We start from the raw sequence: 24111 nt of genomic DNA, 5'->3' as shown, positions 1-24111 counted from the left end.
CAGAATACACTCATTGACATAAAAAGCGCAGGGTAGAACCTTCTGCGAGGAGAGAAAAGTGACAAACGATCAACGATTTGGTGGTATTCGCCGTTTATATGGCGATGCCGCGTATGAGCTTTTTAATCAAGCTCACGTTTGTGTCATCGGTATTGGTGGCGTTGGTTCTTGGGCAGCAGAAGCACTGGCACGTTCAGGTATTGGATACATTACCCTTATTGATATGGACGATGTTTGCATCACCAATACCAACCGTCAAATTCATGCTCTAGACGGCAACATTGGTCAATCAAAAGTCGATGTCATGGCGGAACGTATTAAGTTGATTAACCCTGATTGCCAAGTAACCTGCATCGAAGACTTTATTACTCCTGAAAACATCTCTGAGCTGCTCTCTACGCCGTTTGACTACATTATTGATTGCATTGATAGCATCAAACCAAAAGCTGCTCTAATGGCGTGGAGTAAGAGCAACAAGCGTAAAGTCATTACCGTCGGTGGCGCAGGCGGTCAAATTGATCCAACGAAAATCTTAATTGGTGATCTTTCAAAAACAGAAAAAGACCCGCTCGCGGCGAAGTTACGTAATTTCTTGAGACGACATTACAATTTCACCCGTAATCCCAAGCGCCGCTTTGATATCGAATGTGTCTATTCCACCGAGCAATTGCGCTACCCGCAAGGCGACGGCACGGTTTCTCATCAACGTTTAAAAGGCGATACGGAAACCAAAATGAATTGCGACACTGGTTTTGGTGCTAGTACAGCAGTTACAGCTTCCTTCGCGTTTGTGGCGGTGTCGAGAGTATTGGAAAAACTGGCACAGAAGGCTAATTAAGCAATGACACCGACAACCATGACTTTCTTTGAACGCTTTGAGGCCGATATTCTATCTGGCAAGAAGACCATTACTTTGCGAGATGAAGCGGAAAAGCACTATGTTCCCGGTTCGGTTGTAACCGTATCTACCTTCGAAGAGGGTCGGGTGTTTTGTCGATTAAAAATACTCTTTGTCGAACCGGTCTTGTTTGACGCTTTAACGGATTATCATGCCGAGCAAGAAAACATGACCTTGGATGGATTGAGGGACGTGATTCAGGTCATTTACCCAGGGATTCAACAGTTGTATTTGATCTCTTATCAGCTGGTTGATGCATGACAGACAAACAGATTTTGCTTATCTATGACAAAGAATGTCCCGCTTGCCATTTTTATTGTCAAATAGTTCGTATACGTCAAAGCGTCGGAGAGTTGGTACTCATTGATGCGAGAGAGAATCCTGAAGTATTGAAAGAAGTTACTGCTAAGGGTTTGGACATCGATCAAGGTATGGTATTGAAAATGGATGGACAGCTCTACTATGGTTCGGATGCCATTCATCTTTTAGCCTTGCTTAGCGGCCGATCTGGTGTGTTTAATCGCCTGAATTATTGGCTGTTTAGCTCCAAAAAAGTCGCTGCTATTTTGTACCCTATATTAAGGTATTGCCGTAATCTGTTGTTGAAAATCTTGGGCAAGACGAAGATTAACAACCTAAAGCAAGAAGATAACGATAGGTTCTAATTCAGTTAACAGAAGGAAAATGGAAATGGATTATTGGTTGTTTTTATTGATTTGCTTAGTCGCGACTTTTTCACCTGGCCCAGCGATGTTACTTGCTATAAAAAACTCCGCGAGCTTTGGTTTTTGGCAATCCTTGCGAGGCATTGCAGGAAATATTGCGGCAGTCATGACGCTAGCCAGTTTATCGGCTGCAGGGTTGGGAGCTATTATTCTGGCTTCTGATTTACTGTTTAGCCTGATCAAAGTTATTGGCGGCTTATACTTAATATATCTTGGTGTTAAAGCTTGGAAGTCTCGATATACGAAACCTGATCCACAAACGGATGCTAAGTCATTGGGGTCCGGCAAAAAGCTTTTTATGGAAGCGTATGTAGTTGGAATGAGTAACCCGAAAGCCATCGCATTTTATACTGCGGTGTTTCCTCAGTTTATCGATCTAAATCAAGCCTCTGTCTATTAGCAGGGACATTTGCCTGTTGCTCTTTTGTTGGGCTGAGTATTTATGCGTTAGCAACCACATCAATTAGCCAGTATTTAGCGAGAGATAACATTAACCGGATCTTTCATCGATTAACTGGCGGAATATTTATAGGCTTTGGTTTGTCATTGATCTTTGTAAATAAAAGCTAAGTAACAGGTTTTATATATAAATGACGATGCATTGTTCATTTAATAGGCCAGACAAGTATCGCTTGTCGGCCTAGATCTTTGTTATTGATTAGCCGATAGTAACTGATGCACTTCATAGGCCGCCAAGACGGTGGCTGTCTGTACGTCATGGCCGGTAATGAAATGTTCTCCATAGATGGTTTCATCTGGGTATTCAGTTATAAGCTGCATTGGAATGTCTTCGGGCTTGCCTTGTGAAATCAGGCAGGGGAAGCTGTTTATAATACGAAAGTTAGTTTTTCCTGCATGCTTCCTATAAAGCTCAACCTGTTCATTATTGAAAGCTAATACACCTGGGATTTTAATCAGCTTTAAAGTGACTAGGTGTGCGAACTCTTCTGCATAAGCTGTCCATTTTTTATCGGCGCTGTGACGTAATATTAAGAAAAAACCTTTCGGTATGGTCCACATATCAAAACCACGAGGGACGTAGCCAGAAAGCGGGCGAGTCCATTCATGTGATGGGTAACCATGAAGGTTTATATGTAACTGTGCTTGGCTTATTTCTCGCGCTTTATGGCGAATTTCTTTTTCATAAAGTGCTCCTTTCACTCGATACTCTAAATCATCACCTAAGGCGGTATAACGAGCAGCATGATGCATGTGATGAGGGTTGTCTCTGATCAACCTCTGATGCAGCGCGTAGCCATCAGGGTTTTCTAATGGCGAAATAGTAAAGTGGCTGTCTTTTTGTTGATTAAGAATTTGAGCAGCACGCAGCGTTCCAACCACACCTGTTGTTTCATTGGCGTGTTGTCCGCCACTGATCATGACCGGAAAGTCTGTGCCTTTATGGTAGCGAGCAGTTACTTTTCGTCCAGTAATCGTGTTGGCGGTAAAAGTATCACCGGTTATTTTTGCCAGCTCTACCTCTACTTGCTCCATACTGATCGGAGCATCGGCTATTTCTAGAGTCTGCTGACCTGTTGAATTTTGTCTTTGATAAGGTCGGGTTTCGACTTTAATACTGAGAATATTTTCATCGATATGGTTTATCTCAGGGACGATCTGACCTGGTTGTCCTTCTCTATCATTTGGAAGATAACCCGCTTTGGTTTTGAACCATTCCTGCAATGAAAAATAAAAATCTTCATGTAAGGCTTCACTTAGGCTGATCACTTCGTGTTTGTGTGCTAGTTGCTGAGCTTGCCAAGGTAGGCATACTTGGATATTTAGTTCTTCAAAATACGGCTCGATGCCTGTCCAAGCGTATTGTGAAATAGCCTTCATTCCTGCTGAAAATAGGGATTCATAATCTGTAACGAGGCGTTCATTAGTCGACAGTTTACCTTCCGAATCGGTTATTTTTAGCCAACCCGTTGGTGACAGATGAGTTTGACTGATAAAATCTAGGTGCAGATGATTGGGGGTGAAAATTTTATGTTGAGTTTGAACCCCTGTTGCTGAGCGTAAAATCACTTCATAACAATCGGCTGACTTCGGATTGGCAATAAAATCGATGTTTGCTTTACCGACCAAAGTGGAAATAGGGTAAGTCTCAAGCAAAAAGCGCTTTTCTGAAGCGGCCTCATGCAGAGGATAATGCACTTCAATCCGTGTGATTTGGCTTGATAACACATCAATGTCTTCTAAAAAGAAGTGCAGTAGTGGCTTATAGGCACTGCGTAGTTTGGCTTTTACCCCTAAATCTAATAGCGCAGCCTCAGCTTGTAAGCGATGAATTTTATCGGCAAAGACCCAAGCTTCAATTAGTTGTCCCTGATACTCAGGTTTGCCAAATTGTTCTACCAACTGGTGAGTTGTTGGTGTAATGGTGGTGGAGAAAATATGAGTCATCGTGAAGTCCTGCCGGTAGGATCAAGGCTGTCACGTAGCCAATCACCCAAAAGGTTCAATCCTAGAACGGTTAACAAGATAGCAAGGCCGGGAAAGACGCTGACCCACCAAGCATTCTGAATATAAGTACGGCCATCAGCGAGCATACCGCCCCAGCTTGGGGTTAATGGATCGACGCCAAGACCTAGAAAGGTCAAACTACTTTCTAGCAAGATGTTGTTTGCCACATTCAGTGTCATTAAAACGATGACAGGACCAATAAGATTAGGCAGTAAGTGACGGAATAAAATACTAAAGTGACTGACGCCAATGGCTTGTGCGGACTGGATAAATTCACGATCACGAAGAGACAGAACCGAGCCGCGTACCAATCTTGCGTACTGAACCCATTGCGAAATAATCAATAGAAAAATCATATTAGCCAAACCGCCACCAACAATGGCAATGAAGGTAATAGCCAAAAGAATAAATGGCATCGCCAGCTGAACATCCGCAAAGCGCATGACAATGACATCCCAGAAGCCTCGATAATAACCTGAGACTAAGCCCATTATTACGCCGAATACCACGGCGCCTGCCACAGATAAAAAGCCCACTTGTAATGAGATTTTACCGCCTGATACCATGCGAGCCATCACATCACGACCCAGTGGATCGGTGCCAAAAAAGTGCTCTGCGTGAGTAAACGGCTCTAATAAGCGAGCAGATAAATTGATTTTATCGGCGCCTTGAAATAAGAAGTCGGAAAACACGACTAAAAAACAAATACCTCCGGTTAGTAGAATACCAAGGATAAATTCCAAGCTTTTATAGCGAGAAAGAGAGGCACTAAAACGATTCGCTGACATAGTCTTATTACTCCGTACGAATGCGTGGATCGATCAAGCCATAGGCAATATCAACCAATAGGTTAACGCTAACGATAAGCATGGACAGGATGGTGATAACGGCTTGCAGTACTGGATAGTCGCGTCCACTTACCGCATCGAAGGCAAGTGTGCCAAGACCTGGCCAATTGAAGACGCGTTCAATGATGACTATCCCACCTAATAACCCACCGAATTGCAAGCCAAAATAGGTAATCAATGGAATCGCACAATTGCGTAAAGCGTGTTTATAGAGCACTTTATTTTCGCTAAGGCCCTTTGCTCTCGCGACCATAATGTATTGTGCCTGAAGGGTTTCCAGCATAGACGAGCGAACCAGACGAACATTGGTTGCCGTTAAGATAATCGCCATAGTAAAAGCGGGCATTAAGAAACTAGCAAAGCCATCCATGCCACTCGGTGGTAACCACTGCAGCCAGATCGAAAAGATCAAAACCAACATGATAGCTAACCAAAAATTCGGGAAAGACAAGCCAATTAAAGAAACAATACGGATCAGTTGGTCTGGCCATTTACCCTTTGAAATAGCGGCTTTGATACCTAAAGGAATGGAAATAACAATGGATATAAACATAACCGATGCAGCGAGGATTAGGGTTGCAGGTAAGGACTTGCTGATAAGATCAGCCACTGGCGTTCCTCCCATGAAACTACGACCAAAATCGAAGCTAAATAAGCCTTTTAGAAAATCAAAATACTGAACAAAAAAGGGCTTATTGATGCCTAGTGCTTCACGAATCATCATCAAATCAGCTTCGGTCACACTGCCTGCGCCTTGAGTCAGCATAAGAGCTGGATCTCCTGTTAGACGTATAGCAAAAGCAACGATTAGGGTAACGGCTAGCAGCACAAATACTGCTTGCAGAAATCGTTTCATTAAAAAGTTCGCCATGACTTTTCCTTTTAAAAACAATGGGCATTGCTCAGCTAGTAATAGACTGAGCAATGCTGTTTACCTTAGTGAGTTAAGATCAGTAGAGTGGCTTATTCGACAGTGACATCGGTTAAGCGCAAACGACTATCAGGTACAGGTGTAAAGTTTTTTACTCTTTTAGATACACCGAAAATAGCATTTAGGCTATACAATGGCATTTCCAGGGCTCGGTTTGCTGTGTAGTGAGCGATGGACTGCAAAATTTCTTCACGCTTGGCACGATCAGTAATCGAACGTTGAGACTCTAATTGTTTGTCTAGTGCTGGATCACTGTCGTATGGGTTCCACTTTTCGCCTGTGTGATACATGAAATACGCCGTATTGTCGTAATCCAGTGTCCAACCACCCCAAGATTGTTGGAACATTTCGCCAGTCTTACCTGCAGGAATAATGTCATTGAGTAGCACATTGGTTTCATAAGGTTTAATCGTGGCATTTAGACCGACAATTTGTAGATAACTGGCAACGGCCTGAGAGACTTCGTTAAACGTGGCGTCATTGCCACGGATATCGATTTGAATCTTGGTGCCAGGTTTAATACCTGCTTCTTTAAGAAGCTGCATGGCTTTGTTTGGATCATAAGGAAGTGGCGTCATGGATGGATCGTCACCAAATGAAATAGCACTTTGGAAACTGGTAATTTGAGCCGCTTGGCCACCTAGAATGGAATCAATGATTGCCTGACGATCTACACCATAAATCAATGCTTTACGGACTTTTTCGTCTTTGGTAATGCCATTTTTAGTATTGAAACGTAATGCGTATACCGTAGGGCTGATAGTGGTGACCACTTTAAGATTCGGATCTTTTTCGATGGTGGTAATCATGCCTATCGGGATAGTTGGCGGAATAACCAAATCAACGCGTCCAGATTGTAGCTCAGCAACCGCAGTCGAAGGCTCGCTGATAAAACGATAGTTGAGGTTAGTTAACTTCGGCGCGCCACCCCAATGGTTTGCATAGGCTTCTAATTTAATACCTACCTTTGGCTCGTAAGAGGCAAATTTAAATGGCCCAGTGCCAACTGGATGGGTATTGAAAAAGTCTTCGCCTTTTTCTTGAATGTATTTTGGCGGCACTATCATGGCGCCATAACCTGCCAACTTGGTAAGTAGTACAGGATCAGCCGCTTTTAGATGGAAGTCGACAGTGTAGTCATTAATGACTTCGACTGAATCTATGGCGGAATAATTGGAACGCTGTGGGCCTTTTTTACCTTCATCGCCCATTAAACGATCAAAGGTAAATTTCACTGCCGCGGCATTAAAGTCTTCACCATCGTGAAATTTAACCCCTTGGCGTAAAATAAAACGAATGCGCTTGCCGTCATCCAATTGCTCCCAAGAGGTAGCAAGACCTGGCTGCAGTTTTAGGTCTGGGCCACGATAGGTCAAGCCATCATAGATATTGGTCGCGACGGAAGCCCAATTCACCAAAAAGGTATCGATTGGGTCCCAACTTCCCGGATCTTGTGGTGAAGATACGGTTAATGTGCTGGCAAAGCTTAAGCTTGCAGCGGTTAAGCTGCCGGTAATAGCGAGGGTTTTTAATACCATCCCTAATGATTTTTTACTGTTCATTTTTCAACTCTCCGTTCTTTTGTGATAGTTGGGTAAATTGTTATTTTTATGATGCGTCAGCAACAAAATGTCCCGGCGCGATTTCTTTGTGGGGCAGGATGCGGGGCTCGTCTCCTACTCGTCTAACAGGACTTGGAATCTCACCACTTAGGCGACCTAAATCACGTTTAATAGTTGGGTCGGCAATAGGCACTGCGCTAAGCAAACGTTGTGTGTAAGGGTGAGATGGTGTTTCCAGAATTTGTTGGCGAGAGCCAAGTTCGGCCACTTGCCCAAGATACAGTACCGCCACTCGGTGGCTCATTTTTTCGACCACAGCCATATCGTGGCTAATAAACAAATACGCGATGCCGTGTTCTTCTTGCAGTTCCATAAAAAGATTAATGATCTGTGCTTGAATGGACACATCAAGCGCTGACAAAGCCTCATCAGCGATGATTAATTTAGGGTTTGAGGCAAGAGCTCGGGCAATACAGATACGCTGACGCTGACCACCTGAAAACTGATGAGGATAACGTTTAGCATGCTCAGCGGTTAATCCAACTCGCTCTAATAGCTCATGGACTCTTTTCTGAATGTTCTTTTCACCGCGAATTAAGTCGTGAGTTTTAATAGGTTCAGCAATAGAGAAGCCAATGGTTTTTCGTGGATCAAGAGAGGCTAACGGGTCTTGGAAAATGTATTGAATTTCCTGACGTAAGCGCTGTTTATCGGCTTTACTCATTGTGGCAAATGGGTTGCCTTCAAAGCTAATGTCGCCGCTGGTGGCTTTTTGCAGTTGTTGAATGGTTCGACCTATGGTTGATTTACCAGAGCCTGATTCCCCAACAAGAGCGAGTGTCTCGCCACGAAAAATATCAAAGCTGACTTTTTCTACGGCATGTACACGATGAGTAACGCCGCCAAAAAAGCCTTTCTTGCTATCAAAGCGAGTGACTAGATCTCGTACAGATAACAGAGGTCCGTCATTATATCGAGCGGTATCCTGTGTTTTTTCTTCACCTATTAAGCGTGGGTTTTCGCCATCCATCACGGTAATAGGGAAGCGTTTTGGAAAGGCTTCTCCTGTCATGCTGCCTAGCTTTGGAACTGCGGATAATAAGGCTTTGGTATAAGGATGTTGAGGGTTGGCAAACAGCTCTTTTACTGCGCCTTGCTCAACTTTTTTACCTTTCCACATCACTACAACGTCGTCCGCTATTTCGGCAACGACACCCATATCATGGGTGATAAAAATCACCGCCATGTCGAGTTCCTTTTGGAGATCGTGAAGGATGGTTAAAATTTGTGCTTGGATCGTGACATCGAGAGCGGTTGTAGGCTCGTCGGCAATTAAAATCTTTGGTCGACACGCTAGTGCCATCGCAATCATCACTCGCTGCCTCATGCCGCCGGATAGCTGGTGAGGATAACGCTTGAGCATATCTTCAGCATCCGGAAGACGAACCATTTTTAATAATCTGACGCTTTCTTCAAGCGCTTCGGCTTTGGTCACTTTTTTGTGTAAAGACAGGGATTCTGAAATTTGATCGCCAATGGTGAAAACTGGGTTCAACGAAGTCATTGGCTCTTGAAAGATCATCGCAATGTCTTTGCCGCGGATAGAGCGCATTTGTTGTTGCGAAAGAGAGAGTAGATCCACTTCGCCCTTTTCAGTGGAGAAGAGTATGCGTCCAGTTGGGTAGCTAGCGCCGGTACTTTCAGCTAAGCGCATAATAGATTGAGATGTAACAGATTTCCCAGACCCAGACTCGCCAACGATGGCGAGTGTTCGGCCGGCCATGACAGAAAAATTAAGATCATCAATAACGCGAGATTGACCGAATTCCACCGATAAATTCTCGACGGTCAGTATTGGGGCGGATGAGATGTCTGTCACTAAATAATCCTTACGTTTGGCACAGGCTCTTTAGTTAAGTAGCAACCTGCTTAAGTGAGTGTTCGATAAAATACCTAAGTTGTTTTCAAAATTCTTATTCTTTACCTACTTTCATAATGTTTATTTAATACGATGACTTCCACTTATATTATCGTATGCTTGATAATCAAATGTTATTGAATAAGGAACTTACTGTATGAAATTCAGGCAAGTAGAGGCGTTTCGTTACATCATGTTGCGCGGAACAACAGCGGCAGCCGCAGCTGAAATGCATGTTTCTCAGCCTGCAGTGAGTCGTTTACTCAGTGATCTTGAGCATTCGTTAGGTTTTTCTTTGTTTGACCGTCGTAAAGGGCGACTGCATCCGACTCATGAAGCCGCAGAATTTTTTCGTTCCGTAGAAGAAAGTTTTTTAGGGCTCGAGAAGCTCGAGTCGGTAGCGTCAAAAATCCGAACAAGAACACCAAGCGAGTTAAAAATAGCCAGTACATCAGCGATTGCGACTTCCTTATTACCTCTTGCCTTGCAGGAACATAAAAGATTCTTTCCTGAAGAACACGTTACTATTCATACTGATAGCATGGCTGAGCTGGTGATGAAGCTACAGACTAACTCGATTGATTTAGCAATAGGGTTGGAATTGCCTCAATTAATCGGTATTGAGCGAGAATTTATCGGTAATGCTCGATTTGTCTTTGCTGCAAGGTCTGATCATCCGTTAGCTAAAAAAGCAGTGATTTGCGCGCAAGATTTAATCGGCGAAACGGTACTGACCGTGGTTGACAGTTCGCCTGTCTATTGGAGCGAGTTAGGCGGAGTATTAAACTCTGTAAAATCACAGATCAAACAGCGCATCATGATCGATACATCACATACTGGCTATGCCATGATTGCTGCGGGTTTAGCTGTGGCGGTATTGGAGCCTTTTGCTGCGAGGGTATGGGAAGGAAATGGTGTGGTTATTCGTCCTTTTGAGCCTGCTATTTATTACCCCTATGGACTTGCGTACCCAACAAACGCGCGACAACATAAGTCCTTATATAGTTTTACTCAGAGCATTCAAAAAGTCGCTAAAACAATGCGAGAGTTTAATAACGATTGTGTTGTTATGCAGAAGAAATAAACTCAATGTTATATGGTGTTGATTTTATTCAAAATCGCCAACACACCATTGGTTCTAGAGCTGGTTAGATAACTTGATAAGTTAAGTTCCGCCAGCTCTGCTTTTAGGTCCATTTGTTGAATATCCGCTAGTGTTTTTCCTTCTACCAAGCTGAGTAGGGCGACAAGTACGCCGCGCATGAGCTTGGCGTCGCTGTCGGCTTTGAAGTGACGTAGTCCATCGTTTTCTTCCATGATGAGCCAAACGGCGCTTTCACAACCTTTTACCTTGTTGTCTTCGGTTTTTTCTTCAACGGACAGTCGCGGTAAGGTTTTGCTTAACGTCACTAAAGCCTTAAAGGTTTCTTCTTTGCTTCGGCAAGCTTGTAGCTGGGCTTTTATGTTTACTGGCTTTTGTTGTCCTAAAGAGTCCGTCATAGTGTTACTCATCGTTTAATAGGTCTATGGCTTCTAGAAGAACATCGCAGAAGCGGTTAGCTTCTTCCATGGTGTTGTAACAAGCAAAAGAAGCGCGCAAGGTACCAGCAACACCAAGTTGTGCCATTAACGGATGGGCACAGTGACTGCCAGCTCGAACCGCGACACCTTGGCTATCTAGGTAAGCGTTCAAATCCAAGATATGAATATTGGGTACACTTAGTGAAACCAAAGTAGTGTTTTTCTCGGGCGAATAAATTTCGATGCCACCTTCTTTATGAAGACGAGAATACACATGTGTAGCGAGGGATTGTTCCCAAGCTAATAATGAAAGACGATCCTGAGCGTTAAGAAAATCACAGGCCGCCGCCAAGCCAATAACGCCTTCGATGTGTGGCGTTCCTGCTTCCAAGCGATAAGGAAGCACATTGAACTCTGTGGCTTGATACGAAACATGACGCACCATTTCGCCGCCCGTTTGGTAGGGCAGCAGAACTTCCAAAGCGTGGCTTTTACCATATAACACGCCAATACCTGTTGGACCATACATCTTGTGGCCAGAGAAGACATAAAAGTCACAGTCTAATATTTGCACATCAATAGGATAGTGCGCCACGGCTTGAGCGCCATCGACAAGGGTAAAAGCGCCTTGTTGCTTGGCATGATCGAGCATTGTTTGCAGCGGTGTGCTTACGCCGATGGCATTGGAAATCTGCGTCGCCGCAAAAATACGCGTGCGATCCGTGAAGTAGTGGCTGAATTCCGGCTCCCATTTGCCATTGGATGTTAATGGCAGAATGCGTAATCGAGCGCCAGTGCGAAAGGCTAATTGCTGCCAAGGCACTAGGTTGGCGTGATGTTCTAAACTAGTGATGAGTATCTCATCGCCTTTTTCGAGCAGATGCTCTAAACCAAAAGCGACCGTATTGATGGCTTCTGTCGCGCCTTTTGTCCAAATCACATGGCTTTGTTCTGGCGCATTAATAAAGCTTGCGATCGTGTCTCGGGCTTGCTCAAAACGGTTGGTTGCTCGGTCGCTAAGGAAGTGCGCGCCACGATGAACATTGGCGTTAAAGCTTCGGTAATAGTCCTGAATTGCATCCAATACTGGCAACGGCTTTTGCGTCGTCGCCGCATTATCTAAATAGGTTAGCGGATGATCATAGGCTGACTGCGCCAAAATTGGGAATAGGTGACGAAGCGAGGAGGGGTCAAAAGCCATGGATACTCTACTTTGGGGTTGTCTACTTTGGTTTTGAACAATGGGCGGATTTTAATTGGTGATGCTAGTGGCTTAAAAGTCTGAACCAAAAGTCATGAAATCTGCGCTAAATTGGTGAAATTGTACCTTAACTTCCATCAAAATCGTGAATTATTGGGCTTTTACTTGCGTTTTTTTAAGACAACTATAATGATTGATAACAGATACTAGATGACAAACTAGAAAAGGTACAAAACGGTGGCGGATTTTTTATATAAAGGTGTGGTGGATTGGTTTTTGGATCAGATGTCACAAGAGGCCATTGTGCCTGGTGATAAAATGCCGTCTTTACGAGCTTTATCGAAACAATTGGACCTGAGCTTAAATACGGTCATACATGGTTATGAGTTGTTAAGCGAAGATGGTTGGATCGAGTCTCGCCCCAAATCTGGCTACTTTGTTTGTCACCGTAGTGAGACAAAACCTGCGCTGTTATTGGCTGGCGACGAATTACGTGAACTCGCCAAAGACGGTACTAAACCGGCTTGGGCATGTCTTGCACATCGAGCGGCCTTGGTTGATCAAAGCGACGCTTTTTTAAGCCCAGCAACACGTCAGGAAGAAGTAAGCCTTCCTGTCTTAGGTAAAGGTCATTTGGCAGCCCGTGAAGCTGTTAGTGTGCATTTAAAAGGGCTTGGTATTAAAGCTCATGCATCACATCTTTGGTTAGGGCGCTCTCCTTTAGCAATCTTCACCCAAACCGTACAAACACTGACTCAACGTGGCGACAGTGTATTGGTGTTAACGCCTTGCGATCCTAGAATTACCACCACCTTGCAGAGCTTAGGGCGACAAGTGATTGCCCTGACGGCTGGCGAGCGTGGTGTTGACTTAGACTTAGCAATTCGTTGTTTACGTGATAAATCCATTCGTCTGGTTGTCTTGCCGGGGCAGTTCTCGTTTCCTGCTGGCCAGTTGGTGAGTAATTTAAGTTTGCGTCGTTGGTTGGCGATTATCGAAGAAACCAAATTGCCAGTGATCGAGTGGGACTTATGTTCGCATTTGGCATATCGAGCGGGATCCATGATGACCTACAAGTCACTGGATTCGTCTGATCAGATTGTTTATATCGGCGGAGTGGAATCAAAAGGCGTAGATCGCTCTGCAAGCTGGTGTTTGCCTGGTAAGCATCAAGCCTTGTTGGAAGGCGCTTTCTTAGGCGCAGATATGGCGTTGAGTGATGCTCAACAAATGGCCTTGAGCGATGCATTACAGCCTAATAGTAAGCGCTCATTAACGAAACGTGCTCGAGAGGTTTGGGCGAATTCGGAGCGTGTTAAAGCGCATCTTGAAACACGTCTTGGCGAGCATGTTAGTTTTGCTGCCAGCAAAGGCGGAATGTCGCTTTGGATGCATCTGTCCAAGCCATTAGAAGTCGCTAGCATGACCGCCTTGTTAGCCAGTTTTCGCCACGCGATTGTGCCCGGCGCCTTGGTTAGCCATGAAGCAGATGCCAATCATTGGTTGGCAGTGAATGTAACCTTGGATGATGTGGAGCCTCTAGCAAAAGCCTTGGCTGAGCATTTGGTTGTTGATGAAGTTAAGCCGATTATTGAGCCGGAAGAACCAAGCATTGAAAAGGCCGATGAGCAAGCTGTAGAGACTCTTGAGCCAGTGGAAGAAAACGAGCAAGCTGAAGAGCTTGTCGAAGCGATAGAAAGTGATTTAACGCAGCCTGAGAAGGAAACTAAAAAGTCTCGTAATGCCACAACTGAACCGCTTTATAACCCGATGTTGGATCTCATCAATCACGATTTTGGTTAAACTGAGTGAAAAGTGATTTAAGGCGCTACGACAGCGCCTTTTTTATCGCATTTAGCATGCTTGAATGATCTTTGTAATCTAGTGGAATTGGCGTAAGTTTATCGCCTACTAGCAAGGCTAAAGAGGGAAAAGAATTCAAGCCAAGATGTCGAGCTTGCTCTATTTCTTCTTCCAATAAACGCTTATTTTTAACGTGTTGCATGGTTTTTTGAAAACCGTCTGCATTCATGCCTATTTGCTCAGCGCATTCAATGAGAGTGTCTAAGTCTGATGGGTTTTTAGCATTCAGGTAATACGCCTCTTGGATGGCGTGATACATTTCTTCTTCCAATCCTGTGTCTCTTGCGACATAACAGGCTCTGCATGCTGGGTAAGTCGAACGGCGTGGCAACGCGGTTTTCCAGAAATCGAAGTTAAATTCTGTGCCTAGAGTGCTTTGAATATTTTTCCATGTGGCTTCTAGCTTGCCTTTCATCTCATCTGACATGGCAACATCAGAATCAATAGCAAGACCACCCAACATGGGCTGAATGGTTAATTGATCCGCATCGACCAAGTCTTGTAAGGCTTTTTGTAGCTTGGTCCAAGTAGGGCGGAATCCCCAACACCAGCTGCACATAGGGTCGTAGCAGTAAATCAGTGTGGCGGTCATGGATAGCTCCTGTAAATATAGAAAAAAGCGAGGCCATAAGGTAACAGCCTCTTTAGCTATAAAACAACAAACAAAAACAACCGATATAAAAAAACGGCTTCAATATGAAAATTGAAGCCGTTTTTTTGAATTGTGCTGTAGCGACTAAATGTTAGCTTAGCCCTTTAAAATAGCGGCAATAGCATCACAAAGCGGATCCATATTCTCATGAGTCATACCAGCAACACTAATACGCCCTGAGCCAACAATGTAGATGCCGTACTCTTTACGCAACTGTGCCACTTGATCTGGTGTCAGGCCAGAAAAAGAGAACATGCCTTGCTGATGTGAAATAAACGAAAAATCTTGGCTGACGCCTTTGATTCGTAGTGTATTCACAAACAAGCTACGCATTTCATGAATGCGAGTACGCATTGCTTTGACTTCACTTTCCCATAGAGCAAATAGCTCAGGATCATTCAGAATTTCGGCAACAACCGCAGAACCATGAGAAGGCGGGTTTGAATAATTTGTGCGAATGCAGCGTTTAATCTGCGTGAACGCTGTTTCAGCTTGTTCAGCTGTTTCACACAAAATCGTCAGTGCACCAACTCGTTCATTGTAGAGACCGAAATTTTTGGAAAACGAGCTGGCAATCAGCATCTCTGGAACGTGCTCTAAGAAAGTACGTAAGCCTTGAGCATCTTCTTGCAAACCTTGGCCAAAGCCTTGGTAAGCAAAGTCAAACAATGGCAAGAAACCTTGTTTACTGCATAGCTTAGCCAATTGATACCACTGCTCTGGCGTTGGATCTATGCCAGTTGGGTTGTGGCAGCAGCCATGAAACAAGACTACATCTCCTTCAGGAACTTGAGACAAGCTGGCCAGCATGGCTTCAAAGTCTAGCGATTTGTTATCGGCATTGTAGTAAGCATAACTGCCAACTTCTAAGCCAACGGATTGAAAAACAGACTGATGGTTTGCCCATGTTGGGTTACTTACCCAAATAGTCGCTTCTGGTAAGTGTTTTTTAATGAATTCTGCTGCGACGCGCAATGCGCCTGTGCCGCCAGGGGTATGGGCTGTTTGAGCAAGCTGTTTGGCAATAATATTGTGTTCTTTACCAAATAAAAGCGTTTGCACGGCAGATCGATAAGCGGGTGCGCCTTCGATGCTTAGGTAGCTTTTGGTTTTTTCTTGGGCTAACAAACGTTCTTCTGCTTGTTTCACCGATTTTAAAATCGGTGTATTGCCTTGTTCATCTTTGTATACACCAACGCCCAAGTTAATTTTATTGGGATTTGGATCATTTTTGTAAGCGTCATTCAGGCCAAGAATTGGGTCTGCTGGAGCAGCTTGGATATGTTCAAACATGGTAACTCCCCCAAGAGGGTTATTTTCTTTTTTTATTATGGATTAGAAGATATAAAAATCAGACCGTATGGTACTCCAACACGTGAGTAACCGCTATAAGTTGACGGAAAAGGGCAAGAATTAACTGTATAAAAATGTAGCTGCTTACGCCAAATAAAGCCGCTTTTTGAAGCCGATAGGAAAAAAGTAACAACACTTGGGTTGATGGGAAGAGAATTTTTGAGTTAAAAAAATATTCCGACCTAACTAGATAGCTAGGTCGTATTTAGGTTACTTTGAGGATCAGCTAATTAGAAGGAATTAATCGTCCCAACCATTTGAGATATCATGGTTTAAACGTTTTTCTTCTAAATGCTGTTCAATTGCACGTCTGGCTTTTAACATACGTGCCGCGTCTTCCTTTTGATTCCGATCCTTTGTTTCATTATCCAAGCTTATGGAAGCGTGCATTATGTCGGTTTTTACTTCAGTTAGTGTTTCAGCAAAATCACTCATCGTTATACCCTTTTGGACGTTCGACGACATTCAAGTGCATAGATCACTGTCATCGACAGTTAAAAAAAGTCAAAATAGACAGACAACTTATTTCAAGCTAATAAAAAACCCAAATAGATTGAAAATCAACCTATTTTTACGCGTTTTTTGTTACAAATTTATTAATTATTATGGCGGAATGTAATGGACGTTTCTTTTATCCTCGACTCACTGAATGACAAGCAGCGTGAAGCCGTCGCAGCGCCTTTGCAGAATAGCCTTGTTTTGGCTGGCGCTGGGTCAGGAAAAACCCGAGTCCTAGTGCACCGTATCGCATGGTTGATGCACGCTTACGAATTGTCGCCTTACAGCCTGATGGCGGTAACCTTTACCAATAAAGCGGCACGCGAGATGCAAGGCCGTATTGAACAGTTAGTGGGCGTTCCTCCACAAGGCATGTGGGTTGGTACCTTCCACGGTTTAGCGCATAGGCTTTTACGTGCTCATTGGCGTGATGCGGGACTAAAAGAAAACTTCCAGATTATGGACAGCGATGATCAGCTACGATTAATCAAACGTATTATGCGCGAGCTGAATATTGACGACACTCGCTGGCCGCCAAAACAAGTGTCTTGGTTTATCAACGCGCAAAAAGACGAAGGTCGCCGTGCGGCCCATGTACCAGACAGTCACGATCCTTTCTCCAAAGGCATGCGTGAGCTGTATTACCACTATGAAGAAGCCTGCGAACGCGGAGGTTTACTTGATTTCGGCGAATTGCTATTGCGCGCTCATGAACTGATGCTGAGTACGCCAGCTTTGTTGCGTCATTATCAAGATCGATTCCGCCATGTGCTGGTGGACGAGTTTCAAGATACCAACACTATTCAATATGCTTGGTTACGAATTATGGTGGGCAGCGAAGGCACAATTACCGCTGTCGGTGATGATGATCAATCGATTTACGGTTGGCGTGGCGCGAAAATTGAAAACATCCAAAACTTTACCAAAGATTTTAAAGATGTTGGCACTATTCGTTTGGAGCAAAACTACCGTTCAACCGGTCATATCCTGAATGCGGCCAATGGCTTGATCAAACACAACGATGATCGTTTGGGCAAAGAGCTTTGGACCGACAGCGGCGAAGGCGATCCAATCTCGCTGTATGCAGGCTTTAACGAACAAGACGAAGCGCGTTTTATCATTGGCATCATCAAACAATGGCGTGATAAAGGAACTTCTCTGACGGACATGGCGATTTTGTATCGCTCCAATGCTCAGTCTCGTGTTATTGAGGAATGCCTAGTTAGGGAACAGATAGCTTATCGAATTTATGGTGGACACAGATTTTACGACCGCCTAGAAATCAAAAATGCCTTGGCTTACGCCCGTTTGGCTCTCGATCCGAATGATGATGGCGCGATGGAGCGAGTTATCAACGTACCGCCTCGTGGTATTGGCGAACGTAGCATCGGAACGCTACGTGAAATTGCTCGTGATAATGGGTGCTCTATGTGGCAAGCCGCGCAAGAAGTAGTACGACAGTCATTGATGGCGGGGCGAGCAACCAATGCTATCAAGGCGTTTTTGCATCTAATTGAAGGTTTAAGTACCACTGTTCAACAACCTGATTTGAACTTGAACGATATTTTCGAACAGATCATCGAAGAAGCGGGCTTGATTCCTTTCCATGAAAAAGAGAAAGGTGAGAAGGGCGAAGCGCGTATCGAAAACTTAAAAGAGTTGGTTGGTGCGGCAGGTGGATTCAGCTGGAGCGATGAGGACGAAGAGTTTAGCTCTCCGCTGATGGCGTTCTTGGACAAGGCTGTATTAGACGCTGGCGATGCGCAAGCGGATGAATACCAAGACGCGGTGCAATTGATGACATTGCACTCGGCGAAAGGCCTAGAATTCCCATTGGTGTTCTTAACCGGCGTGGAAGAAAACATCTTTCCAAGCAAAATGTCTTTCGAAGAGCCGGGTCGACTCGCTGAAGAGCGTCGCCTTTGCTACGTGGGTATTACTCGAGCAATGGAAAAGCTTTACATCACATACGCTGAATCTCGTCGTTTGTTTGGTAGCGAATCGTTTAACAGTCCATCTCGCTTTATCAAAGAGTTGCCACCGGAATGCTTGGAAGAAGTACGTCTTCGCTCACAAGTAAGCCGTCCTGTGTCTTTGCAGCGCCCTGATTACAACTTTGAAAAGAACAAACTGCAAAACAGCAGTGTGTTGAATAATTACAAAGCGCCAGAAGTTACCGTGAACATGGGGGACCGGGTGAATCACCCTGTGTTCGGACAAGGTTTAGTCATCAATTACGAAGGCCAAGGCCCACAAGCACGTGTACAGGTGAACTTTGACGACGAAGGCACTAAATGGCTGGTGTTGTCGTTTGCTAAACTGGAAGTTTTGTAGTTTTTGTGTGGATATTTGCTAACAAGGACGCTGAGTCTTATTCCTTTGCGCCTGCTTCGCAAGCTCAGCGCGTCGGCAGGAATTAGACTCAGCTTACCTTTGTTCCGTTAATTGTGTATTTACTTGATGCTAGAGTTTTCGATTACGAAATTTGTATATGTCATTGTTTGATAAATTTTAACGTTTATAAGGAATATCATGGCTGCTTATTGGGACTGGTCGGCGTTAGATAAAAGAATCAAAGCACGATGCGAAACTGCTGACTATAGAAAAGCGATATCCCCTTTAAATTCGATTCAACAGAATCAAATGTATTGCCGTTATCACTACAAAGAGTACAAGCGCCTTAACCAAGAACATTTAGAAGCATTCAAAAATGAAGGGCTTGGGGCAAGAGGATTAGTCAATAGAGTGCTAATCCCTGATGAGAAAGAGCAGTTTTTTAAAGTCGCTTGTGAAGCCCACATCAATGCCTTTTTGAGAAACCTGCATAGTGGCACTGATTTGTTAGCCCATGTAGTGTATTTTTGCCTCGATTTTGATCATGATAATGAACTCAAACTTAATCAACGTAGTATTTCCTTATCAACTTTAGTAAAAAAGCTCGTCGACAGTAAGAAGTATAGTTCTCTAAAAAACTTGCTAATTAAGTATACTGATAGCGAAGATTATAAATATTTTTTTGCTTGGGGAAATCACACGAAACATTGGTCAAATATTACATGTCAGCTAACGTACAACTTGAAAGAAGTTGATAGTGGTATTTACAGCTGGGACTTTGAGCCTTTTGTCTATTCTGGAAACTCTTATCCAAAGATGGAAGTTATGAAATTCATAGAACGAGAATATGACCGTCAATCTGAATTACTTCCCAAAATAATTAAAGAAGTGGATTTGCTTAATGCCCAATTTATAGGTTTGGAATTGTGATCACTTACGTTCACCCTCAAGTCCATGCCAGATACGAAGTACTATGATTGTTTCTTTGTGGATTGAGTAACGCACAATGTAATTGCCAAAAATCATGTCCCTAACTGTTTCTGGTGACGGTGCTAATTTAACGGTAGTGCCGACATGAGGGAAATCCACGAGTAGGTTTATTTTACTAATGAGTTCTTGTGCTATTCGTAACGCTGCATTTGGGTTATGTTTGGCTATAAAATCACGCAACCGTTTTAAGTCGTTAATGGCTTCTTCCGTGTAAACCAGTTTCATTATTTTACCCTCGGTGCGTCCTGTTCGTTATCTGTTCCCCAGCTGTTTAGCCATTCGTGAACTTCTTCGCCCGCGACCACTTTTCCTTGTGCAGCGGATTCCATCGCTTCTAGAGTTTGTTGCCAACGTTCTTGTTCTAGCTGCTGCTTCTCAAGATACTCAATTAAAGCTTGATTGATTATCCAGCCTTTGCTGCGTTGTAGTTTGTTAGCAATTATCTCTAAGCGCTGCTCAGTATCATCTTGTAGTCTTACTGTTGTGACGCTCATATCATTTATACTCTCATTTATAATCTATAATACAAAAAATACACTGTAATACATCATAGTTTAGTTTGTATTTTTTTAATTGCAGCAAATTTTTTCAATTGGTTGTAAACTATTTAGAGTTGTAATGATTTAGTTGAAAAGGAGTGGGGCATGGCGATTCGTGTTGGTTTGATTGGTTTTGGTTTGTCTGGGCGGGTGTTTCATGCGCCTTTTGTGATGAATGATCCTGGCATGGAAATGGCGTATGTTTGCAGCTCGAAAGCAGATGAGGTTAGGGCGGTTCTGCCTGATGTGTCGGTGGTGTCGTCTGCTGAATCTGTGTTTGCGGCGCCGGATGTGGATTTGGTGGTGATTACGACGCCGAATATGTTGCATTTTGATCAGGCAAAGCTGGCGTTGGAAAACGGTAAACATGTGTTGTTGGAAAAACCTTCTGTCACCCGTTTATCTCAGATAGAGGCGTTGTGTGCCTTGGCGAAGCAAAAAGGTTTGGTGTTTTGTGTTTATCAGAATCGTCGTTTTGATGGCGATTTTTTGCGTCTTAAAACATTAATTGAAAGTGGTGAGTTGGGTGAGTTGAAGCATTTTGATTCTCGCTTTGATCGTTTTCGTCCGACGGCACAAGCCCGTTGGCGCGAAGAGCCGGGTGTTGGTACGGGGATTTTTTGGGATTTAGGGCCGCATATTCTGGATCAGGCATTGAGTTTATTTGGGCCGCCTAAATGGTTGCATGCGAGTATCGATAAGTTACGCGACGGTAGTCAAACCCATGACTGGTTTGAAGTGGAGTTTGGTTACGACGATAAACGCGTGCGTTTAGCATCGACGCCGTTTGAAGCCGGTGAAATGCGCCGCTTTAATGCAAGATTTACTAAAGGTAGCTGGCAGTGTGTGGGTTTAGATCCTCAAGAAGAAGCGCTGCGAGCTGGGCAAATGCCATGGCAGGATGAGTTTCCTTCGAAAGCCGCCCAGCAAAAAAACACTCGTTTTGTCGCGCATTCTCAAGATGATATTGAAAGCATTCAAGAGGCTGCAACACAAGGCGATTATGCGGCGTTTTATGCGCAATTACGCGATGCGATTCTGGGTAAAGGTGAGGCTCCGGTTGCGATGGAGCAGGCTTGTCAGTTGATTTATTTGATCTGTTTGGCGGAACAATCGGCAGAAAGTGGTCAGCGTATGTCTTGGGGATATACGCCAAACTTATCCGTGAAGTGAATTAGTCGTAAGAAATCGTAAAAAAGAGTTGAGCAAGATTCCTACAATTCTTATCATCTTTTGCCCTTTTCATGTTTCTTGCATATTAAGGGCAATTTTCTGTCTGATTTATTATAAAAATACAGAAATTGGCGACATTTAGCGGATGTTTTAATGGCGCCTATTTTCATATCACAGATAGATTCTATTGAGACTCACGGGTTTTGATAGTAATCAAGTAACTGGCTCTCTGAGGGAAAATGATGCGTAATTTAATGGTATTAGGCAAATTGGCGTTTGCCAGTTTGTTTGCTTTGTCTTTGGTCGCTTGTGGCGGATCAGATAAAGCGGAAGAAACGGCAAAAGTAGAAAAGAAAGTAGAAGCAATTCACTGGAAAATGGTCACGACTTGGCCAAAAAACTTTCCTGGCTTGGGCACAAGTGCTGAAGAGTTAGCGAAGAATATTACTAAAATGTCTAACGGTCGTTTGGATGTAAAAGTCTACGCCGCTGGCGAGTTGGTTCCTGCACTAGAAGTGTTTGATGCTGTGTCTCGTGGTACGGCAGAAATGGGTCATAGCACGGCCTATTATTGGAAAGGTAAGGCTCCTGCGGTACAGTTTTTCTCATCAGTGCCTTTTGGTATGACGGCACAAGAATTCAATGCTTGGCTTGAATACGGTGGTGGCTTAAAACTGTGGGAAGAAGTCTACGCACCCTTTAATATTATTCCAATGGCCGTGGGTAATACTGGTGCGCAAATGGGCGGTTGGTTTAATAAAGAAATCAATTCTCTAGCGGATTTCCAAGGCCTAAAAATGCGTATGCCTGGTTTAGGTGGTGAGGTACTGAAAAAAGTAGGTGCTGTTACTATTAACCTTCCCGGTAGCGAAATATTTACGGCATTACAAACTGGAACCATTGATGCAACGGAATGGGTAGGTCCTTACAATGACCTAGCGTTTGGTTTGTACAAAGCGGCGAAATACTACTATTACCCAGGTTGGCAAGAGCCAGGCTCTGCTGTCGAAGCGCTGATTAATAAAGATGCGTTTAATAAGCTACCTGAAGATCTACAAGAGATTGTTCGTTCTGCTGCACAACAAGCCAATTTGGGTATGTTAAGTGAGTTCACTGCTCGAAATGACGCGGCGTTAACCACTTTAGTTAACGATCACAATGTCATTTTGAAAAAATTCCCTAAAGATCTTTTGGAAGCCTTGCGTGTTGCGTCTGATGAAACACTAAAAGAAGTGGCTGCTAATGATCCAATGAGCCAAAAAGTCTATGACTCTTTCACTAGCTTCTTGAGCTCTGTTAGTCAGTGGCATGATATTTCTGAGCGTGCGTTTATTAACGCTCGTGCGACAGATTAATACGTCATTTTTTTATGGCATAAAAAACTAGCTATACGAATAAGCCCTGCTGTCGATTGATAACAGGGCTTATTTTATCGTTTTGGCTTCACTCACTATTATTGACAGAGTGTTAGGTAAAGCGATGATTATCAATGCAATTCGTTTCTTAATGGATAAAGTGAATGAACAAAATAAAAATATGGGCAAAAGTGGCTTTTGTCGGTTTAATTACTACGGCTTTAGTAGCCTGTGGTGGGTCTGAAGAAAAAGAAACCACAAAGACTGAGCAAAAAATCGATGTTATTCATTGGAAAATGGTGACAACTTGGCCAAAAAACGCCCCAGGAATGGGAACGGGTGCAGAAGCACTTGCGAATAATATTAAAGAGATGTCCAACGGTCGTTTGGATATTAAAGTCTATGCTGCAGGCGAACTTGTTCCAGCATTAGAAGTATTTGATGCTGTATCTCGTGGTACCGCGCAAATGGGCCATGGCACTGCTTATTACTGGAAAGGAAAAGTGCCGGCAGCGCAGTTTTTCTCTACGGTTCCTTTTGGCTTTACTGCACAAGAATTCAACGCGTGGATTGCCTACGGCGGTGGCTTACAGTTATGGGAAGAGATCTATGCGCCATTTAACTTAATCCCAATGGTAGCTGGTAACGCTGGCGTACAAATGGGCGGTTGGTTCAATAAAGAGATCAATTCATTAGCTGACTTCCAAGGCTTGAAAATGCGCATGCCTGGATTAGGTGGAGAAGTACTGAAAAAAGTCGGTGCATCACCAATTAATTTGCCGGGTAGTGAAGTGTTCAATGCTCTTCAAACAGGCACGATTGATGCGACGGAATGGGTTGGGCCTTATAACGATCTGGCATTTGGTTTATATAAAGCCGCGAAATATTATTATTACCCAGGCTGGCATGAGCCAGGTTCTGCGGTTGAAGTTATCTTTAACAAAGAGGCTTTTGAAGCTCTACCTAAAGACCTACAAGCGATTGCCCGAGCTGCGGTAAAACAAGCCAATTTAGACATGATTAATGAGTTTACCGCGCGTAATAACGCCGCGCTTCACACCTTGGTAAATGAGCATAATGTAATTCTTAAACCTTTCCCTCGCGACTTGTTGGAGGCACTTAAGAAAGCCTCTCACGAGACATTAGACGAAGTGGCTGCGGGTGACCCTGAGAGTAAAAAAGTCTATGAGTCGTTCAAGAACTTTTTAGCTCCAGTAAGTGAATGGCATGATGTTTCTGAACGTGCTTATATTAATGCGCGAGCAGACGATTAATTTTTTAAAA

Annotated in this window: 23 protein-coding genes; 11 read left to right on the top strand and 12 right to left on the bottom strand. The window is 43.7% G+C overall.

From position 1 onward, the window contains the following. The first annotated feature begins 58 nt into the window (after positions 1 to 58). Genes tcdA through KPL72_RS00560 form a run of 4 tightly spaced genes read left to right on the top strand, consistent with a single transcriptional unit; the run spans position 59 to position 2023 of the window. Positions 59 to 838 (top strand): tRNA cyclic N6-threonylcarbamoyladenosine(37) synthase TcdA, encoded by a 780-nt coding sequence (tcdA, locus tag KPL72_RS00575; protein ID WP_219701160.1) that lies wholly within the window; start codon positions 59 to 61, stop codon positions 836 to 838. Between the two features lie 3 nt (positions 839 to 841). Further along, a complete protein-coding gene (yqfB, locus tag KPL72_RS00570; RefSeq protein ID WP_219701157.1) occupies positions 842 to 1159 on the top strand; it encodes a N(4)-acetylcytidine aminohydrolase in 318 nt (105 codons plus the stop codon). Further along, on the top strand, positions 1156 to 1563 hold the full coding sequence (locus KPL72_RS00565) for a DCC1-like thiol-disulfide oxidoreductase family protein (RefSeq protein ID WP_219701154.1): 408 nt from the start codon (positions 1156 to 1158) through the stop codon (positions 1561 to 1563). Before yqfB ends, KPL72_RS00565 begins: the two co-directional genes overlap by 4 nt. A gap of 25 nt (positions 1564 to 1588) precedes the next feature. Continuing rightward, positions 1589 to 2023, top strand: coding sequence for a LysE family translocator (locus KPL72_RS00560; protein WP_219701151.1), 435 nt, complete (start codon positions 1589 to 1591; stop codon positions 2021 to 2023). 251 nt (positions 2024 to 2274) lie between these two features. On the opposite strand, the gene KPL72_RS00555 is transcribed toward KPL72_RS00560, so the two are convergent. The 5 genes from KPL72_RS00555 to KPL72_RS00535 all read right to left on the bottom strand — a co-directional run bounded on the left by KPL72_RS00555 (position 2275) and on the right by KPL72_RS00535 (position 9309). Beyond that, positions 2275 to 4029 (bottom strand): M14 family metallopeptidase, encoded by a 1755-nt coding sequence (locus KPL72_RS00555; RefSeq protein ID WP_219701147.1) that lies wholly within the window; start codon positions 4027 to 4029, stop codon positions 2275 to 2277. Next, the gene (locus KPL72_RS00550) at positions 4026 to 4877 is read right to left on the bottom strand and encodes an ABC transporter permease (RefSeq protein ID WP_219701144.1); all 852 of its coding nucleotides are present in this window, start codon (positions 4875 to 4877) and stop codon (positions 4026 to 4028) included. The genes KPL72_RS00555 and KPL72_RS00550 overlap by 4 nt, the downstream gene beginning before the upstream one ends. A gap of 7 nt (positions 4878 to 4884) precedes the next feature. Next, positions 4885 to 5808, bottom strand: a complete 924-nt coding sequence (locus KPL72_RS00545) for an ABC transporter permease (protein WP_219701141.1) — start codon at positions 5806 to 5808, stop codon at positions 4885 to 4887. A gap of 92 nt (positions 5809 to 5900) precedes the next feature. Continuing rightward, on the bottom strand, positions 5901 to 7430 hold the full coding sequence (locus KPL72_RS00540) for an ABC transporter substrate-binding protein (protein ID WP_219701138.1): 1530 nt from the start codon (positions 7428 to 7430) through the stop codon (positions 5901 to 5903). Positions 7431 to 7476: 46 nt separating this feature from the next. After that, on the bottom strand, positions 7477 to 9309 hold the full coding sequence (locus tag KPL72_RS00535; protein WP_346729486.1) for an ABC transporter ATP-binding protein: 1833 nt from the start codon (positions 9307 to 9309) through the stop codon (positions 7477 to 7479). A gap of 196 nt (positions 9310 to 9505) precedes the next feature. Here KPL72_RS00535 and KPL72_RS00530 point away from each other — a divergent pair, with 196 nt between their 5' ends. Continuing rightward, positions 9506 to 10432 (top strand): LysR family transcriptional regulator, encoded by a 927-nt coding sequence (locus KPL72_RS00530; RefSeq protein WP_219701136.1) that lies wholly within the window; start codon positions 9506 to 9508, stop codon positions 10430 to 10432. 8 nt (positions 10433 to 10440) lie between these two features. On the opposite strand, the gene KPL72_RS00525 is transcribed toward KPL72_RS00530, so the two are convergent. Both KPL72_RS00525 and KPL72_RS00520 read right to left on the bottom strand, forming a co-directional pair. Continuing rightward, positions 10441 to 10848, bottom strand: a complete 408-nt coding sequence (locus tag KPL72_RS00525) for a SufE family protein (protein ID WP_249422031.1) — start codon at positions 10846 to 10848, stop codon at positions 10441 to 10443. A 4-nt stretch (positions 10849 to 10852) separates the two neighbouring features. Next, positions 10853 to 12070: an aminotransferase class V-fold PLP-dependent enzyme gene (locus KPL72_RS00520; protein ID WP_219701131.1), complete on the bottom strand. Its 1218-nt coding sequence runs from the start codon at positions 12068 to 12070 to the stop codon at positions 10853 to 10855. Between the two features lie 237 nt (positions 12071 to 12307). Between KPL72_RS00520 and KPL72_RS00515 the strand changes: the two genes are divergently transcribed. Beyond that, the gene (locus KPL72_RS00515) at positions 12308 to 13873 is read left to right on the top strand and encodes a GntR family transcriptional regulator (protein WP_219701129.1); all 1566 of its coding nucleotides are present in this window, start codon (positions 12308 to 12310) and stop codon (positions 13871 to 13873) included. Between the two features lie 25 nt (positions 13874 to 13898). Here the strand turns inward: KPL72_RS00515 and KPL72_RS00510 are convergent, their stop codons facing one another. The 3 genes from KPL72_RS00510 to KPL72_RS00500 all read right to left on the bottom strand — a co-directional run bounded on the left by KPL72_RS00510 (position 13899) and on the right by KPL72_RS00500 (position 16373). After that, the gene (locus KPL72_RS00510; protein WP_219701127.1) at positions 13899 to 14525 is read right to left on the bottom strand and encodes a DsbA family protein; all 627 of its coding nucleotides are present in this window, start codon (positions 14523 to 14525) and stop codon (positions 13899 to 13901) included. Positions 14526 to 14681: 156 nt separating this feature from the next. Beyond that, complete coding sequence (locus tag KPL72_RS00505; protein ID WP_212917039.1) at positions 14682 to 15878, bottom strand: amino acid aminotransferase; 1197 nt, start codon at positions 15876 to 15878, stop codon at positions 14682 to 14684. 300 nt (positions 15879 to 16178) lie between these two features. Next, positions 16179 to 16373, bottom strand: a complete 195-nt coding sequence (locus KPL72_RS00500) for a PA3496 family putative envelope integrity protein (RefSeq protein WP_212917038.1) — start codon at positions 16371 to 16373, stop codon at positions 16179 to 16181. Between the two features lie 183 nt (positions 16374 to 16556). Between KPL72_RS00500 and uvrD the strand changes: the two genes are divergently transcribed. Then, positions 16557 to 18770 carry a DNA helicase II gene (gene uvrD / locus KPL72_RS00495; protein WP_219701125.1) on the top strand — a complete coding sequence of 738 codons (2214 nt, stop codon included), beginning with the start codon at positions 16557 to 16559 and terminating at the stop codon, positions 18768 to 18770. Positions 18771 to 18968: 198 nt separating this feature from the next. Beyond that, positions 18969 to 19700 carry a hypothetical protein gene (locus tag KPL72_RS00490; protein WP_219701124.1) on the top strand — a complete coding sequence of 244 codons (732 nt, stop codon included), beginning with the start codon at positions 18969 to 18971 and terminating at the stop codon, positions 19698 to 19700. Here KPL72_RS00490 and KPL72_RS00485 read toward each other — a convergent pair whose 3' ends face one another. Together KPL72_RS00485 and KPL72_RS00480 are read right to left on the bottom strand one after the other, a co-directional pair. Next, positions 19701 to 19985 (bottom strand): type II toxin-antitoxin system RelE/ParE family toxin, encoded by a 285-nt coding sequence (locus KPL72_RS00485; protein WP_219701122.1) that lies wholly within the window; start codon positions 19983 to 19985, stop codon positions 19701 to 19703. After that, positions 19985 to 20254, bottom strand: a complete 270-nt coding sequence (locus KPL72_RS00480; protein WP_219701120.1) for a CopG family ribbon-helix-helix protein — start codon at positions 20252 to 20254, stop codon at positions 19985 to 19987. Before KPL72_RS00480 ends, KPL72_RS00485 begins: the two co-directional genes overlap by 1 nt. 150 nt (positions 20255 to 20404) lie before the next feature. On the opposite strand from KPL72_RS00480, the gene KPL72_RS00475 reads away from it, so the two are divergent. The 3 genes from KPL72_RS00475 to KPL72_RS00465 all read left to right on the top strand — a co-directional run bounded on the left by KPL72_RS00475 (position 20405) and on the right by KPL72_RS00465 (position 24101). Then, entirely contained in the window at positions 20405 to 21472 is a 1068-nt protein-coding gene (locus KPL72_RS00475; RefSeq protein WP_219701116.1) for an oxidoreductase, read from the top strand. Positions 21473 to 21714: 242 nt separating this feature from the next. Next, a complete protein-coding gene (locus KPL72_RS00470) occupies positions 21715 to 22827 on the top strand; it encodes a TRAP transporter substrate-binding protein (protein ID WP_219701113.1) in 1113 nt (370 codons plus the stop codon). Positions 22828 to 22991: 164 nt separating this feature from the next. Then, complete coding sequence (locus KPL72_RS00465) at positions 22992 to 24101, top strand: TRAP transporter substrate-binding protein (protein ID WP_212917034.1); 1110 nt, start codon at positions 22992 to 22994, stop codon at positions 24099 to 24101. The last annotated feature ends 10 nt before the right edge of the window (positions 24102 to 24111 follow it).

Source organism: Marinomonas lutimaris, from assembly GCF_019426345.1.
Classification (GTDB): Bacteria; Pseudomonadota; Gammaproteobacteria; order Pseudomonadales; family Marinomonadaceae; genus Marinomonas; species Marinomonas lutimaris.
The sequence above is the reverse complement of the archived record's forward strand: the minus strand, read 5'-3'. Positions and strand labels throughout refer to the sequence as shown.

Excerpts from the sequence above, each read along its gene's own strand:
- yqfB (WP_219701157.1), top strand. The coding sequence starts at position 842 with ATGACACCGACAACCATGACTTTCTTTGAACGCTTTGAGGCCGATATT.
- KPL72_RS00565 (WP_219701154.1), top strand. The coding sequence starts at position 1,156 with ATGACAGACAAACAGATTTTGCTTATCTATGACAAAGAATGTCCCGCT.
- KPL72_RS00560 (WP_219701151.1), top strand. The coding sequence starts at position 1,589 with ATGGATTATTGGTTGTTTTTATTGATTTGCTTAGTCGCGACTTTTTCA.
- KPL72_RS00555 (WP_219701147.1), bottom strand. The coding sequence starts at position 4,029 with ATGACTCATATTTTCTCCACCACCATTACACCAACAACTCACCAGTTG.
- KPL72_RS00550 (WP_219701144.1), bottom strand. The coding sequence starts at position 4,877 with ATGTCAGCGAATCGTTTTAGTGCCTCTCTTTCTCGCTATAAAAGCTTG.
- KPL72_RS00545 (WP_219701141.1), bottom strand. The coding sequence starts at position 5,808 with ATGGCGAACTTTTTAATGAAACGATTTCTGCAAGCAGTATTTGTGCTG.
- KPL72_RS00540 (WP_219701138.1), bottom strand. The coding sequence starts at position 7,430 with ATGAACAGTAAAAAATCATTAGGGATGGTATTAAAAACCCTCGCTATT.
- KPL72_RS00530 (WP_219701136.1), top strand. The coding sequence starts at position 9,506 with ATGAAATTCAGGCAAGTAGAGGCGTTTCGTTACATCATGTTGCGCGGA.
- KPL72_RS00525 (WP_249422031.1), bottom strand. The coding sequence starts at position 10,848 with ATGACGGACTCTTTAGGACAACAAAAGCCAGTAAACATAAAAGCCCAG.
- KPL72_RS00520 (WP_219701131.1), bottom strand. The coding sequence starts at position 12,070 with ATGGCTTTTGACCCCTCCTCGCTTCGTCACCTATTCCCAATTTTGGCG.
- KPL72_RS00510 (WP_219701127.1), bottom strand. The coding sequence starts at position 14,525 with ATGACCGCCACACTGATTTACTGCTACGACCCTATGTGCAGCTGGTGT.
- KPL72_RS00505 (WP_212917039.1), bottom strand. The coding sequence starts at position 15,878 with ATGTTTGAACATATCCAAGCTGCTCCAGCAGACCCAATTCTTGGCCTG.
- KPL72_RS00500 (WP_212917038.1), bottom strand. The coding sequence starts at position 16,373 with ATGAGTGATTTTGCTGAAACACTAACTGAAGTAAAAACCGACATAATG.
- uvrD (WP_219701125.1), top strand. The coding sequence starts at position 16,557 with ATGGACGTTTCTTTTATCCTCGACTCACTGAATGACAAGCAGCGTGAA.
- KPL72_RS00490 (WP_219701124.1), top strand. The coding sequence starts at position 18,969 with ATGGCTGCTTATTGGGACTGGTCGGCGTTAGATAAAAGAATCAAAGCA.
- KPL72_RS00485 (WP_219701122.1), bottom strand. The coding sequence starts at position 19,985 with ATGAAACTGGTTTACACGGAAGAAGCCATTAACGACTTAAAACGGTTG.
- KPL72_RS00480 (WP_219701120.1), bottom strand. The coding sequence starts at position 20,254 with ATGAGCGTCACAACAGTAAGACTACAAGATGATACTGAGCAGCGCTTA.
- KPL72_RS00475 (WP_219701116.1), top strand. The coding sequence starts at position 20,405 with ATGGCGATTCGTGTTGGTTTGATTGGTTTTGGTTTGTCTGGGCGGGTG.
- KPL72_RS00470 (WP_219701113.1), top strand. The coding sequence starts at position 21,715 with ATGCGTAATTTAATGGTATTAGGCAAATTGGCGTTTGCCAGTTTGTTT.
- KPL72_RS00465 (WP_212917034.1), top strand. The coding sequence starts at position 22,992 with ATGAACAAAATAAAAATATGGGCAAAAGTGGCTTTTGTCGGTTTAATT.